General features: G+C 70.5%; 12 protein-coding genes and 2 tRNA genes. 7 read left to right on the forward strand and 7 right to left on the reverse strand.

Going from position 1 to position 13,004, the window contains the following annotated elements; translation table 11 throughout:
- Nucleotides 1-86: 86 nt before the first annotated feature.
- The 3 genes from E6O51_RS15255 to E6O51_RS15265 all read left to right on the forward strand — a co-directional run bounded on the left by E6O51_RS15255 (nucleotide 87) and on the right by E6O51_RS15265 (nucleotide 1,442).
- Nucleotides 87-1,193, forward strand: a complete 1,107-nt coding sequence (locus tag E6O51_RS15255; protein WP_136385867.1) for a YeeE/YedE family protein — start codon at nucleotides 87-89, stop codon at nucleotides 1,191-1,193.
- Nucleotides 1,194-1,248: 55 nt separating this feature from the next.
- Nucleotides 1,249-1,324 (forward strand) — tRNA-Lys (locus E6O51_RS15260).
- A gap of 42 nt (nucleotides 1,325-1,366) precedes the next feature.
- Nucleotides 1,367-1,442, forward strand: a tRNA-Lys gene (locus E6O51_RS15265).
- Nucleotides 1,443-1,546: 104 nt separating this feature from the next.
- Here E6O51_RS15265 and E6O51_RS15270 read toward each other — a convergent pair.
- From E6O51_RS15270 to E6O51_RS15285, 4 genes are all read right to left on the reverse strand, one after another.
- On the reverse strand, nucleotides 1,547-1,834 hold the full coding sequence (locus E6O51_RS15270; protein WP_136385868.1) for a helix-turn-helix domain-containing protein: 288 nt from the start codon (nucleotides 1,832-1,834) through the stop codon (nucleotides 1,547-1,549).
- Nucleotides 1,831-2,172 carry a type II toxin-antitoxin system RelE/ParE family toxin gene (locus E6O51_RS15275; protein ID WP_136385869.1) on the reverse strand — a complete coding sequence of 114 codons (342 nt, stop codon included), beginning with the start codon at nucleotides 2,170-2,172 and terminating at the stop codon, nucleotides 1,831-1,833. The genes E6O51_RS15270 and E6O51_RS15275 overlap by 4 nt, the downstream gene beginning before the upstream one ends.
- Nucleotides 2,173-2,343: 171 nt before the next feature.
- Complete coding sequence (locus E6O51_RS15280) at nucleotides 2,344-3,735, reverse strand: fused MFS/spermidine synthase (protein WP_136385870.1); 1,392 nt, start codon at nucleotides 3,733-3,735, stop codon at nucleotides 2,344-2,346.
- A gap of 84 nt (nucleotides 3,736-3,819) precedes the next feature.
- Complete coding sequence (locus E6O51_RS15285) at nucleotides 3,820-6,654, reverse strand: EAL domain-containing protein (protein ID WP_168735294.1); 2,835 nt, start codon at nucleotides 6,652-6,654, stop codon at nucleotides 3,820-3,822.
- Nucleotides 6,655-7,015: 361 nt separating this feature from the next.
- Between E6O51_RS15285 and E6O51_RS15290 the strand changes: the two genes are divergently transcribed.
- Both E6O51_RS15290 and E6O51_RS15295 read left to right on the forward strand, forming a co-directional pair.
- Nucleotides 7,016-7,777 carry a 4Fe4S-binding leucine-rich repeat protein gene (locus E6O51_RS15290; protein WP_168735295.1) on the forward strand — a complete coding sequence of 254 codons (762 nt, stop codon included), beginning with the start codon at nucleotides 7,016-7,018 and terminating at the stop codon, nucleotides 7,775-7,777.
- Between the two features lie 17 nt (nucleotides 7,778-7,794).
- Nucleotides 7,795-8,754, forward strand: a complete 960-nt coding sequence (locus E6O51_RS15295; protein ID WP_136385873.1) for a hypothetical protein — start codon at nucleotides 7,795-7,797, stop codon at nucleotides 8,752-8,754.
- A 42-nt stretch (nucleotides 8,755-8,796) separates the two neighbouring features.
- Here E6O51_RS15295 and E6O51_RS15300 read toward each other — a convergent pair whose 3' ends face one another.
- The 3 genes from E6O51_RS15300 to E6O51_RS15310 are packed head-to-tail and all read right to left on the reverse strand — an operon-like array spanning nucleotide 8,797 to nucleotide 9,775.
- On the reverse strand, nucleotides 8,797-9,180 hold the full coding sequence (locus tag E6O51_RS15300; RefSeq protein ID WP_136385874.1) for a NifB/NifX family molybdenum-iron cluster-binding protein: 384 nt from the start codon (nucleotides 9,178-9,180) through the stop codon (nucleotides 8,797-8,799).
- Nucleotides 9,177-9,446, reverse strand: coding sequence for a nitrogen fixation protein NifZ (locus E6O51_RS15305; protein WP_136385980.1), 270 nt, complete (start codon nucleotides 9,444-9,446; stop codon nucleotides 9,177-9,179). Before E6O51_RS15305 ends, E6O51_RS15300 begins: the two co-directional genes overlap by 4 nt.
- Nucleotides 9,447-9,451: 5 nt before the next feature.
- A complete protein-coding gene (locus E6O51_RS15310; RefSeq protein ID WP_136385875.1) occupies nucleotides 9,452-9,775 on the reverse strand; it encodes a (2Fe-2S) ferredoxin domain-containing protein in 324 nt (107 codons plus the stop codon).
- 110 nt (nucleotides 9,776-9,885) lie between these two features.
- Between E6O51_RS15310 and E6O51_RS15315 the strand changes: the two genes are divergently transcribed.
- Both E6O51_RS15315 and nifE read left to right on the forward strand, forming a co-directional pair.
- On the forward strand, nucleotides 9,886-11,331 hold the full coding sequence (locus tag E6O51_RS15315) for a (Fe-S)-binding protein (protein WP_230976807.1): 1,446 nt from the start codon (nucleotides 9,886-9,888) through the stop codon (nucleotides 11,329-11,331).
- 176 nt (nucleotides 11,332-11,507) lie between these two features.
- Nucleotides 11,508-12,995 carry a nitrogenase iron-molybdenum cofactor biosynthesis protein NifE gene (gene nifE / locus E6O51_RS15320; protein ID WP_136385876.1) on the forward strand — a complete coding sequence of 496 codons (1,488 nt, stop codon included), beginning with the start codon at nucleotides 11,508-11,510 and terminating at the stop codon, nucleotides 12,993-12,995.
- Nucleotides 12,996-13,004 lie beyond the last annotated feature (9 nt).

A 13,004-nucleotide genomic window follows, 5' to 3' on the forward strand; every position in this document is an offset into this window, starting at 1 on the left:
CCTCGTGTCCCCCATCGGCGCGGGAAGCCGGCCGGTCGCCGTTTTCCCCTAGAATTCGGGACCGTTTCCCTACCGCCCGCTCCGCCATGGAAGAATCCGTCGTCGCCCCCTCCACCATTGCCTGGCTCGCCTTCGGCCTGGGCGCGGTGTTCGGCCTGGTCGCCCACAAGACCAGCTTCTGCACCATGGGTGCGGTGTCCGATGCCCTGAACATGGGCGACTGGAACCGTGTGCGGATGTGGATGCTCGCCATCGCCGTGGCCATCTTCGGCACCGCCGCGCTGCAGCTCACCGGCCTCCTCGACGTCTCCAAGTCCATCTACACCGGCAGCCGGTTGGCCTGGCTGTCCCACCTCCTCGGCGGGCTGGCCTTCGGCGTCGGCATGACGCTCGCCTCGGGCTGCGGCAGCAAGACGCTGATCCGCATCGGCGGCGGCAACCTGAAGTCGCTGGTGGTGTTCGTCTTCCTCGGCATCGCCGCCTACATGACCATGCGCGGCCTGTTCGGCGCGTGGCGCATGCAGTGGCTGGACAGCGTGTCCATCGAACTCGGCTCCCGGCAGGACCTTCCCGCCCTGCTAGCCGCCACGGGCATGGCCCCGGACAACGCGCTGCTCGCTGCTGCCGGCGTCGTGGGCGGCCTGCTCGCCGTCGGCGCGCTCGCCAGCCGCGAAGCCTGGCGCGCCGACATCCTGCTGGGCGGCATCGTCGTCGGCCTGGTGGTGGTCGCCGGCTGGTACGTCTCCGGCCACATCGGCTACGTCGCGGAACACCCCGAAACGCTGGAAGAGGCCTTCGTCGGCACCAACAGCGGACGTGCGGAATCCTTTACCTTCGTCGCCCCCTTCGCCTTCACGCTGGAACTGCTGATGCTGTGGACCGACACCAGCCGCATCGTCACCTTCGGCATCGCCAGCGCCCTGGGCGTGATCACCGGCTCGGCCCTGTACGCGGTCGCCAGCGGCCGCTTCCGGCTGGAGAGCTTCCGCGATCCCGGCGACCTCGTGCGCCACATCGTCGGCGCCGTGCTGATGGGCTTCGGCGGCGTGACCGCGCTGGGCTGCACCATCGGCCAGGGCATCACCGGCTTCTCCACGCTGGCACTGGGCTCCATCCTCACCACGCTGGCCATCGTCGCCGGCGCGGCGATCACGATGAAGGTGCAGTACTGGCTGCTGATGCGCGAAGGCTGAAGGGCGCGCGCTTGACGGAGTTTCACCCTTCTTCTAGAATGCGCCCCTCTTCGGCGGGTCGTTAGCTCAGTTGGTAGAGCAGCGGACTTTTAATCCGTTGGTCGCTGGTTCGAGCCCAGCACGGCCTACCAGCCGCGCTACGATTGAGTTAGAATCCGCGCTGCGAAGAACCCGGGGGTATAGCTCAGTTGGTAGAGCAGTTGACTCTTAATCAATTGGTCCAAGGTTCGAGTCCTTGTGCCCCCACCAAATAATCAAGCACTTAGGCCAACTCTCCGGGGTTGGCCTAAGTGCTTTTTGGGTGGCATGTAGCCACTATGTAGCCGCCGCACAACCAGGCGCGGCCTGCTCGGTCAGGCCGTCAACGCTTCGATGACGGCCGCAGGGTTGCGCTCGATCACGTTCAGCAGGACCAACGCCGGGCCGTGTGGTGTGCGGTCGCCCCGCTCCCAATGGCGCAGGGTGGCGGTGGAAAAGCCGAAGCGGGCGGCGAACTGTTCCTGCGTCATCCCCACCCTGCTGCGCAACGCCCTTACATCCACAGGACGCGGCCGGTGAATGCGGGTTTCGGGTGCGCGGCCTTCGGCGTGCTCGATGGCTTCCAGTAGCCCGCGCTTGATGCTGTCGAATGCAGTGCTCATTTTCGTTTCCCTTTCCATGCCTTGACGAGTAACGCTGTCAGCGTTGCCAGCTCGTTGCGCTCCGCGTGGCTCAAGTTGGCACGCTCACCCTTGGTGAACAGAGTCAGCAGGTACAGCGGCATGGCGTCATCGTGAAAGTAATAGATGACGCGGACGCCCCCGCTCTTGCCCTGCGAACCGCGCCGCCAGCGCAGCTTGCGCAGGCCTCCCGTGCCAACCATCAGATCCCCGTCCTTCGGGTGTTCCGCCAGGTAGCGGATGATGTCCTGCCGCTCCTCCTCGCTCAGCAACTTGTCGGCGGCGCGGATGTACTCGGGCAGTTCGGCAACGGTTTGCATGGTTCAGAGTGTAATCCACTGGAACAGTTCAAACCATCATCAGGCGGTGCGCTTCCTATCCGCCCTCGCGCGCCGCATGTACGTCCATACCTACCTGCGTGCTCGACAGGCCCTCGCGGGAGCGGACGCGGCTGCCCGGCTGAACGCCGTCGGCATGCCGCGGCGGCCGGCTCAGCGCGAACGCAGGATATCCACGTCGGCGCGGTTGCGCTCGTCGGTGTACGGCACCGCCGCTTCCGGCGGCGGCCCGGCGAAGCACTGCACCAGCACGTTGCCCAGCGGGCGGTCGTGGAACAGGATTTCCACCCCGCAGCGGCCGAATTCCGCCTCGATGGTGGCCAGCAGGTTGCGCGCGTAGGGCGTGGCCAGGCGCGTATCGACGATCAGGTTGGCGAACATCGTGCCGTCAGGCGTGAGTACGCGGCGGGTGTCGCGCCAGAATTCCCGCGTGACCAGGTGGGCGGGGATGTTGGTGAGGGCGCTATAGGCGTCTACCACCACCACGTCGAAGCGCTCCGCGCTGCGGGCGACGAAGCGGCGCGCGTCGGCGACGATGAACTCGCCGCGGATCGGCTCGCCGAGGAAGTCGCGTTCGGCCAGTTCGCGCACCGCGGGGTCGATGTCCACGTACAGGTAGTCGTTTTCCGTCGTGCGGTGGGACAGCGTGAACCCGCCCGCGCCCAGCACCAGGATGCGTCTGCCGGTGAGGCCCATGTCCTCGAAGCGCGTGCGCAGGTGCTCGATGTAGCGGGTGTAGCGCGGCGGCTCGCTGCGGTCGATCAGCGAGGCCGGCGAGTTGTTGATCCAGAACACCTGCGGGTCGCGCATGCCGGGCAGGGCGACCGGTGCCGCTTCCACGCGGTAGGTGGCGTAGGCGGTCTCGATCTGCTGCGGCAGCACCACGTTGACGGCCACCGCGCCGGCGGCGATCGCGGCGCCGGCCAGCACGCCCGTCCAGCGCGGCGCCCCCGGATCGCGGAGAAAGGGCGCCACCAGCACCAGCAGGCCCGCGCTGATCAGCACCGCGGCGCCCACCCCCAGCCACTGCATGACCACGACCGACAGCACCAGCGAGCCGAGGAAGGACCCCAGCGTGGACCAGTACAGCGCCGCGCCGCTGCGCGCGCCGGCACGCTCGTGGCGCAGCAGGTTGGTGAGCACCGGGACGGTCTGGCCGAGCAGCCAGGCCACCGGGCACAGCACGCCGCCGACCAGCAACAGGTAGGCGAGCGGCGTCGGCTGCAGGTGAGCGAACAGCGCATCGACCACCGGCCCGGCCAGGCCGATGGCGATCAGCGCGGCGGCGCGCAGGAAGTTGCGCCGCACGCGGACGAGATAGCCGCGCTCCACCCGCCCGCCGGCCTGGTAGCCGAGCGCCAGCGCGAGCAGGAAGAAGCCGATGGTGGGCGCGGTGACGGTGATCGCGCTGCCCATGTGCGGCACCAGGCGGCGCAGGGCGAGGATTTCCGCGCCGAGGGAGGAGAAGCCCTCGACGAACACCGTGGCGAACAGCACGGCGGCGGGCAGGACGGTGGCGGGCGTATCCGGACGTGCGGCTGACATGGGCGGGCGTGCCGCGGGGCCGGCACGGCGGTGGAAGGGGAGAGCCGCATTATCCCGGCACGCGGTGGCCGCCGCCAGGGACAGTCACCCGGCCTGGCCGCGCAGCAGGGGCAAGGCGGAGAATTCCTCCGGCGGCAGGGGGCGGCCGAACAGGTAGCCCTGCATGGAATCACAGCCGTGCTGGAACAACTGGCGCTGCTGCTGGGCGGTTTCCACGCCTTCGGCGACCACGCGCATCTGCAGGCTGTGGGCCATGGCAATGATGGCGGCGACGATGGATTCGGCGTTCGCCCCGGCGACCATGGCGCCGACGAAGGACTGGTCGATCTTCAGCGTGTCGATGGGGAAGCGGCGCAGGTAGGCGAAGCTGGAGTAGCCGGTGCCGAAGTCGTCGAGCGCCAGTCCGATGCCGAGGCGCTTGAGCCGGTGCAGCATGTCCTCGGTGCGCTCGGCGTCGCCCATCAGCATGCTTTCGGTCAGTTCGAGCTCCAGCAGGTGGGCGGGCAGGCCGGTCTGTTCCAGGATGGCGGCGATGCGCTCGGCCAGGTCGAGCTCGTGGAACTGGCGGGCGGACACGTTCACCGCGATACGCAGTTCGCCCAGGCCGCCTTCCAGCCAACGCCGCGCCTGGGTGCAGGCCTCGCGCAGCACCCATTCGCCGATGGGGCCGATCAGGCCGATCTCCTCGGCCAGCGGGATGAAGCGCATGGGCGGCACATTGCCCAGGCGCGGATGCTGCCAGCGCAGCAGCGCCTCGGCGCCCACCACGCGGCCGCTGCCGGCGTCCACCTGGGGCTGGTAGGCCAGAGACAGCTCACCGCGCTCCAGCACCTGGCGCAGTTCCTGTTCGATTTCCAGGCGGTCCTGCACCTGGCGGTCCATCTCGACGGTGAAGAAGCGGATCGCGTTGCGCCCGGCCTCCTTGGCGCGATACATGGCCATGTCCGCGTTGCGCAGCAGGGTTTCCGCATCGTTGCCGTCGCGCGGATACAGGCTCACGCCGATGCTGCAGGTGACGAAGAAGCTGCGCCCGTCCACGTCGATGGGGTCGGCCAGCGACTGCTGCACGCGGCGCAGCACCGCGTAGCCGTCCTGCTCGCCCGCGAGATCGGGCAACAGCAGCACGAATTCGTCACCGCCCTGGCGTGCGGCGGTGTCGCCTTCGCGCAGCGCCCGCGCCAGGCGCAGCGAAACTTCCCGCAGCAGCACGTCGCCCCGGCCGTGGCCCAGGTTGTCATTGACCAGCTTGAAATGGTCCAGGTCGATGAAGGCCACCGCCAGCCCGTTGCGGTGGCGGTGGGCGACGTGCAGCGCCTGCTCCAGGCGGTCGCCCATCAGGCTGCGGTTGGGCAGCCCGGTGAGGGCATCGTACTTGGCCTGGTGTTCGATCTGGCGCAGGTAGAGGGTGCGCTCGGTGACGTCCTTCAGCACGCCGACCACGTGCGGCGCGGCAGCCGGGTCGTCCCCGCCCACGCGGGTGAGCGAGCATTCGCACCAGAACGGCGTGCCGTCGGCGCGCTGCCCGGCCAGTTCGAGCCCGATGTCGCGCCGCGTGGCCAGCGCGGCGCGCAGATCGGCCAGGCTCCCGGCGTCGAAGCTGGACAGGGCTCCGGTGGGCGCGCCGATCAGCACTTCGCGCGGCAGGCCGGTGAGCCGCTGCACCGCGGGGTTGGCGTACAGCAGGCGCGGCTCAGCGGCCGTGACGTCGGCGATGAAGACGCCGTCGCTGGAAGCCTCGATGGCGCGCTCGCGCAGCAGCAGCGCAGCTTCGGCCGCCTGCCGGGCACAGGCGGTGCGCTGGCTGGCGATGCCGAAGGCGAGGTCCTCCGCCAGTTCGCGCAGCAGGGCGACGCCGGCCGTGTCGAGGTCCACCGGCACGGCCGCGCCTATGGTCAGTGCGCCCAGCACCCGTTCGCCGTGGCGCAGCGGGAAACCGATCAGCGCGCCGCAGCCCGCCGCCTGCGCGGCCCGCCACAGGCCCGGGCCGGCATCGGTCGGATCGACGAGATGCACGACGCGGCGCGTGGCCACCGCGTCCAAGGCCGGGTCCTCGCCCCCTGCGTCCTGCTCGGCCAGCGCCGCGGCGAAGGCCTCGGCACGCCCGGCCCACGCCGCCTCGGCCGCTCGGCCCTCGTCGTTGCACAGGGAGATGCGGGCGAAGCGAAAGCCGCCGGAATCCACCAGTACCCGGCAGATACCGTCCAGCAGGCCGGCCTCGTTCTCGGCATGGACCAGGGTTTCGTTGCCGCGGCTGAGGGTACGCAGCAGGCGCTGCAGGCGCAGCATGGGCGCGACCACCAGCCCGCCGACGGCGAAGTTGAGCACGGCGACCAGCAGGGCCGCCATGCCCAGCACGGCCGCGATCATGTAGTTGCGCGAGGTGATCGAGGTACGGTTGAACTCGTCCTCGTAGCCGCTCGCGCCGATCAGCCAGCCCAGCCGCTCGTGCATGGAGATCACCGCCAGCTTGCGCCGCGGCGCCTCCTCGCCCCGTTCCGGGTTGCGCCACGCATAGCTGAGCGCGCCTTCGCGCTGTTCCAGCAGGCGCCGGATCACCGTACGGCTGCGCTCGTCGCCCTCGCCGAGTGCCGCCCCGCCGCGCGCCGGATGCACGACGAAGCGCCCGTAATCCGCCCCCGGCCTGGCGTCGATGATGAAGATGTAGCCGCTTTCGCCGATGACGACCTCGCCCAGGCGGCGGCGCAGCGCGTCCAGGCTGCCGCCTCCGCCGTGGTGGGCGTCCACCAGGTCGCGCACCAGTTCGTTGATGGCGCGCAGTTCGCGCTCCGCCTCACCGCGTCCCTGGCGGTCGAGATAGGCCACGCCGGCGAGCGCGAAGGGCAGCATCACCAGCACGACGACGATCGCCACGATGACCGACAACTTGGCCCGCAGACCCAACTGGGCGGGTCCTGCCATAACTCCTCCTGCCGCGTCCGGCCTCCAGGCCGGCCCGGTCATCGCCCGATGCCGGCCACAGGGTATCGCTGGGGGTCGTCGTCGTCCGGCTGTCCGCACCGCGATGGGTGAAACGCGCGGATGCCCGATCGGTTGTCGCAAAATTTCCGGCAAACTTAACTCGACTGCCCGTTTTGGGCAATCGAATATTTCTCGGTCGCCGCGGATGTTGCCTTCCCGACTGCCGGCCCCACCCATTGTCGGCTTTGCGACAAACCTCCGGCGCGGATCACGCCCGGGTTGCGCCGCCGTGCCGCCCGCCTGCGGGCACGCGACTTGCGTACCCGCCCGACTGATCCACGATCCTGACGGTAGCCCGCCCTTGAACACCACCGCGCCCTCCTCCAGCCACGACTACCAGCCGCCGCAGAACCCCTGTACCCGCTGCAGGCTGCGTGAAGACACGCTGGTGCGCGGCGCCTGTGCGCCCGGCGACGCCTGTCTGGTGGTCAACAGCGGCCGCCAGATCGACCGCTTCCTGTCGCGCAACCGCGAATACGCCGAAGCCTGTCTGGACGATCCGTTCTGGGAGCGCCGCGCCATCGCCGTGCGCTGGGCGCCGGCCGAGGCCGCAGTGCGCCTGATCGACGACCCCGACGAAACTGTGCGCCGCGCGGTCGCCACGCGGGTCACCGGCGACGCGCTGCTGCGCCTGGCACGCGACCCCGACCGGGAGGTGCGCGTCACCGTCGCCAGCCGGCTGCCGCCGGAACTGCTCGACCGCCTCATGGGCGACGCCGACTACGCGGTGCGCCTGCAGGTCGCGCGCCGCCTGCCGCACGGGCGTCTGCCGCGCATGGCGAAGGACCCGGACCTGGTGGTGCGCAAGGAAGTGGCCCGCCGCCTGCCGCCTTTCGCGCTGAGCCGCATGGCGCACGATCCGGACCCCGAAATCCGCGCCATCGCCGCCGCGCGCATGCTGCCCGACGACGCCGCGGGCATGCTCGCCGACCCGGCATTCACGGTGCGCGCCGCCGCCATCGCCCAGGCCCCGCTCGATGCCGTGCGCGCCCTGCTCGACGACCCGGAACCCGACATCCGCCTGCTCGCGGCCGAACGCTGCGCCCGCCCGCCCGAATCCTGAAGACCGAGAACCGCGCCATGAACGCACCTTCCCCCGCCGCCACCGCGGCCGTACCCGACCACCTGGACGAACTGGCCTCCCGCCTGTGCGCCGCCATCCGCCCGGTACCCGGCCATGCCACCCTGGTCGACGCCCTGCGCCGCGAAGGCGGGCCGCAATTCACCCCGCGCCTGTCGCGCGGCGGGTGGTTCCGCCCCGGGCGCATCCTGGACGCGGACGGCAACAGCGTGGCCGAAGACGCGCTGGGCTGGCTGGAACAGGCCTGGTCGGAGGTGGGCGAGGATGCCGATGCGCTCGCCGAGCGCTACCCCGGCTACCAGCTCACCCGCGACCAGGGCATCACCCATTACCTGGTGTCCATCCGCGGCACCGGCCCCACCGACTACCTGCAACTGGAAGTGGAGGAGCTGCAGGAGGTGAACAGCCATCCGCTGGACGCCTGCGAAGGCGCCGATTCGGTGGAAGCCCTGGTCGTACGCCCCGAGGGCCTGCCGCCGCCGGCGCCCTTGGGCCGCCGGCGCTACAGCTTCCGCCGCCTGACCGACATCGCCACCCACCTCGTCCTCATCGGCGCGCAGGCAGGCAAGCCGGCGCCGGTGATGCGCTTCCTGGACGAATGGGCACGTTCCAGCGCCGGCCAGCAGCGCCACTTCAGCGATCACTGGGTGCTGGCGCTCTCGGAGCACCTGGACCGCTACCGCCAGACCCGCTTCAGCGCGGTGCCGGTGGCCGCCCACGCGCCGAGCTGGCAGGGCACCGAGGAGGCGCGCGGCACCGAACTCGCGCAGCAGTTGCACGACTTCGACCGCGCCGCCGGCTACAGCTTCGCCTGGTACTTCCACATGGTCAGCGGACGGCGCGTGCCGCGCAGCCTGCCGCCCAAGGTGTATGCCGACCTGCAGGAAGACCTGGCCTACCTGCCCCAGCGCGACATCGCGCTGGTCAAGGAGTGGGTGGAGGCGCCGTACAGCATCTGAGGCGGCGGCACCGCGGTCTCGGCCGCGACGCCGCCGGACCGCTCAATGCCGCGCGAACAGGTCGCGCACGCTGCACAGCAGGCGGGTGGGGTCGAAGCGCACCCCGTCCAGCTCCTCGCCCGCCACCAGCTTCTCCACCGCCGTGCGCGGATCGTCCTCGCCGGTGAGCAGCACCTCGGCGCCGCGCTTGGCCAAGTGGCGGCGGAAGCCGTCGCCCGCGCTGCCGGCGATCACCAGCTCCACGCCGTCCAGCGGATGGGGGCCGGCGTCGTCGAAGTAGTGGAAGAGCTGCGCCTTCTCCAGATGCACGCGCTGCGGCTCGACCAAGGGATGGCCTGCTTCCCACTCGAACACCAGCCACTCCGCGGCCTTGCCGGCATGGCCGGCGATGCGCGCGAAATCGCGCGTGGCCACGGCGATCTTCATGCGCCCACCGCCGGTTCGCAGTCCTGGGTCAACTCATGCACGAAGCAGCCCACCGGCGGTCCCAGCACCTGGTCCGCATCCTCGAAACGCACCGCGAAGATCTCGAGACCCGGCTGGCCTTCCACGTGGCCGGCCTTGACCACCACCCCGCGCGCGCCGGCCGCCGCCAGCAGGGCACCGTCGGGGGCGTCCGGCAGGCTGCCGTCGTTGTACAGGGCCTCGCGGGCGAAGACGATCTCGCCCAGGCCGTAGCTTGCGCCGTCCATGGCGCTCACCACACTTCCGCGGGCGCCTGCAGGCGCGCCACCGGGGAGCCCCCGATCAGGTGCTCGTCGATGATGGCCCCCACGTCGCCGGCCGTGACCCCGGCGTACATGACGCCCTCCGGGTACACCAGCACGCTGGGGCCGGTGCCACAGGGACCCAGGCAGCCGGTGTTGGTCACCGCGTACTCGTTCCACAGGTTGCGCGCCTGGAAGGTCTCCAGGAAGGCCTGGTAGACCTCGCTGCAGCCCTTCTGCTGACAGGAGCCGCGGGGATGGCCGGGCGGGCGGCCCTGGACGCAGACGAGGACGTGTTTCTTCGGCTTGGGCATGGTCGTTCTCCGTTTCCGTTGCTGTTCCCCCCTTGCCTAGCAAACCCGATGCCAGGCCGCTGGCGCCAAATTTGCTACGCCGCCACCGTATCCAGGCACCCACCCCGACCATGCAGAACCGCGACCCCATGCAGGACTTCTCCACCGACGCCTTCGGCTTCGGCCCCGCCGCCAGCGCAGCGCCGGCCACCCCCGACCCCGCCGCCGACGGCATGGCGCCCGCCCTGGACTGGTCGGCCTACGCCAACTACGGCCAGGGCGACGCCTACGCCGGCATCCCGGCCCGTGGCGGCCACTACGCGCGCGCGGTGGCGGTGTGCATCGGCAACCGCCAGTGCCAGCGCAGCGCCGGCAAGGGCGTCATGTGCCCCAGCTTCCGCCTCACCGGCGAGGCGCAGCATTCCACCCGCGGGCGCGTGGAGGCGCTCAAGGCCGTGCTCAACGGGGAAGGCGCCGACATCGACTTCGACGACCCGCAACTGGCCGCCGCCATGGACCTGTGCCTGGGCTGCAAGGGCTGCAAGAAGGAATGCCCCAACGGCGTGGACATGGCCCTGCTGCGCACCGAATACCTCGCCCAGCGCGCGAAGAAGCACGGCCTCGCGCCCCGCGAGCGCCTGTTCGCCCACGGCACGCGCTGGCTGGAGCGCTGGCCCTGGCTGGGTACGCTGATCCGCCTGCGCAACCGCCTGCCGCTCGCCGCCGCGCTGGGGGAACGCTGGCTGGGCGTGGCCCGCGCCCGCGCGCTGCCGGAACCGGCCCGCATCCCCTTCGCCGCGCCGCTGCCCGCCGAGGCCACGGCAGAACGCCCGCCGGTCGCGCTGCTGGTGGACAGCTTCACGCGCCATTTCGAACCGGACAACGCCCGCGCCGCCATCGAGGTGCTGAGCGCCGCCGGCTACGCGGTGCAGGTGCTCGAACCGGCCACCGGCGACGCCACCCCGCAGCGGTCCCTGTGCTGCGGGCGCAGCCTGCTCTCCGCCGGGCTGGTGGAGGAAGCCCGCGCCGAGGCCCGGCGCCTCGTCGCCGCGCTGGCCCCGGCCATCGCCGCCGGCACGCCGGTGGTCGGTCTGGAGCCCTCCTGTCTCTACATGCTCAGGGACGAGTACCACAGCCTGGGGCTGGGCGCGGACGTGGACAAGCTCGCCCGGCTGGCCTTCCTGTTCGAGGAATTCGTCGCCAGGGAACACGCCGCCGGCCGCTTCAGGCTCGCCTTCGGCCCGCTGGAAGGCGAAAAGGTGCTGGTGCACGGCCACTGCCACCAGAAGGCCTACGGCGGCATGAAGCCGCTGAAGAAGGCGCTGGCGCTGATCCCGCAACTGGACCTGGAGATCGTCGAAGCCGGCTGCTGCGGCATGGCCGGCAGCTTCGGCCACGAGGCCGAGCACCACGCCCTGTCCCTGCAGATGGCCGAAGCCGAGCTGCTGCCCGCGCTGCGCGCCGCCCCGGACGCCACCGTGGTGGCCGACGGCTTCTCCTGTCGCCAGCAGATCCATGACGGGGCTGCCCGGCGCGCGGTACACGCCGCGGTGCTGATGCGGCGGGCGATGCCCTAGGAACGGGCTCGGCATCCTCGCCCGGAGCGACAAACCCCACACCGCGCCCTCACATTGTCGGATTCCATACACAGCCCCGCACCGCCGAATCCACGGTTAACGGCGCTCCCGCGCCATCCCGCCGCGCTGGCACATCCCTTGCAGCAGCACCAGCGAACCGTCCCTGGAGCACTCCCGTGAAAGCCTCCGACATCGCCGCCCTGCTGGACGAGCCGGCCTGCGCCCACAACAAGAAGGAAAAGTCCGGCTGTGCACGCCCGAAGCCCGGCGCCTCGGCCGGCGGCTGTGCCTTCGACGGGGCGCAGATCGCCCTGCTGCCCATCGCCGACGTGGCCCACGTGGTGCACGGCCCCATCGCCTGCGCCGGCAACTCCTGGGACAACCGCGGCACCCGCTCCTCCGGCCCCACGCTGTACAGGATCGGCATGACCACGGACCTGTCCGAGCAGGACATCATCATGGGCCGCGGCGAAAAACGCCTCTTCCACGGCATCAAGCAGGCCATCGACCGTTACAGCCCGGCGGCCGTGTTCGTCTACAACACCTGCGTGCCGGCGCTGATCGGCGACGACATCGAATCCGTGTGCAAGGCCGCCGCGGAGCGCTGGGGCGTGCCGGTGGTGCCGGTGGATTCGGCCGGCTTCTACGGCACCAAGAACCTGGGCAACCGCATCGCCGGCGAGGCCATGTTCAAGCACGTCATCGGCACCCGCGAGCCGGACCCGCTGCCGGCTGACGCCGTGCCCCCCGGCATCGCCGTGCACAGCATCAACCTGATTGGCGAATACAACATCGCCGGCGAGCTGTGGCACGTGCTGCCCCTGTTCGACGAGCTGGGCATCCGCGTGCTCTGTACCCTGTCCGGCGACGCCCGCTTCCACGAGGTGCAGACCATGCACCGGGCCGAGGTGAGCATGCTGGTGTGCGCCAAGGCCATGGTGAACGTGGCGCGCAAGATCGAGGAGAACTGGGGCGTACCCTGGTTCGAAGGCAGCTTCTACGGCATCACCGACACCAGCCAGGCCCTGCGCGACATCGCCCGCATCATCAACGACCCGGACCTCATCGCCCGCACCGAGGCGGTGATAGTCCGCGAGGAAGCCCGCGTGCGCGCCGAGCTGGAAGTGTGGCGCCCGCGCCTGGAAGGCAAGCGCGTGCTGCTCTTCACCGGCGGCGTCAAGAGCTGGTCCGTGGTCTCGGCGCTGCAGGATCTGGGCATGAACGTGGTGGCCAGCGGCACCAAGAAATCCACCGAGGAAGACAAGGCGCGCATCCTGGAGCTGATGGGCGACAAGGCCGTGATGCTGAAGAGCGAAGGCGCCCGCGACCTCCTCAACGCGGTCTATGAACTGAAGGCCGACATCCTCATCGCCGGCGGGCGCAACCTCTACACGGCGCTCAAGGCCCGCCTGCCCTTCCTGGACATCAACCAGGAGCGCGAATTCGCCTACGCCGGCTACGACGGCATGAAGGAGCTGGTGCGCCAGCTCGCCCTGACCCTGGAATCCCCGGTCTGGGAAGCCGTGCGCCGCCCCGCGCCCTGGTCGGCCAAGGCCATGGTGGTGGCCGGCCCGGAAATGGGCGACAGCCCGGATGCGGAAGACGACGAACCGGCCGCGCCCGCCGTCGGCGACGCCGGCTTCGACCCCCTTGCCGCCGCCTGAGGAACCCGC

The organism is Pseudothauera rhizosphaerae, from assembly GCF_004801305.1.
GTDB lineage: Bacteria > Pseudomonadota > Gammaproteobacteria > Burkholderiales > Rhodocyclaceae > Pseudothauera > Pseudothauera rhizosphaerae.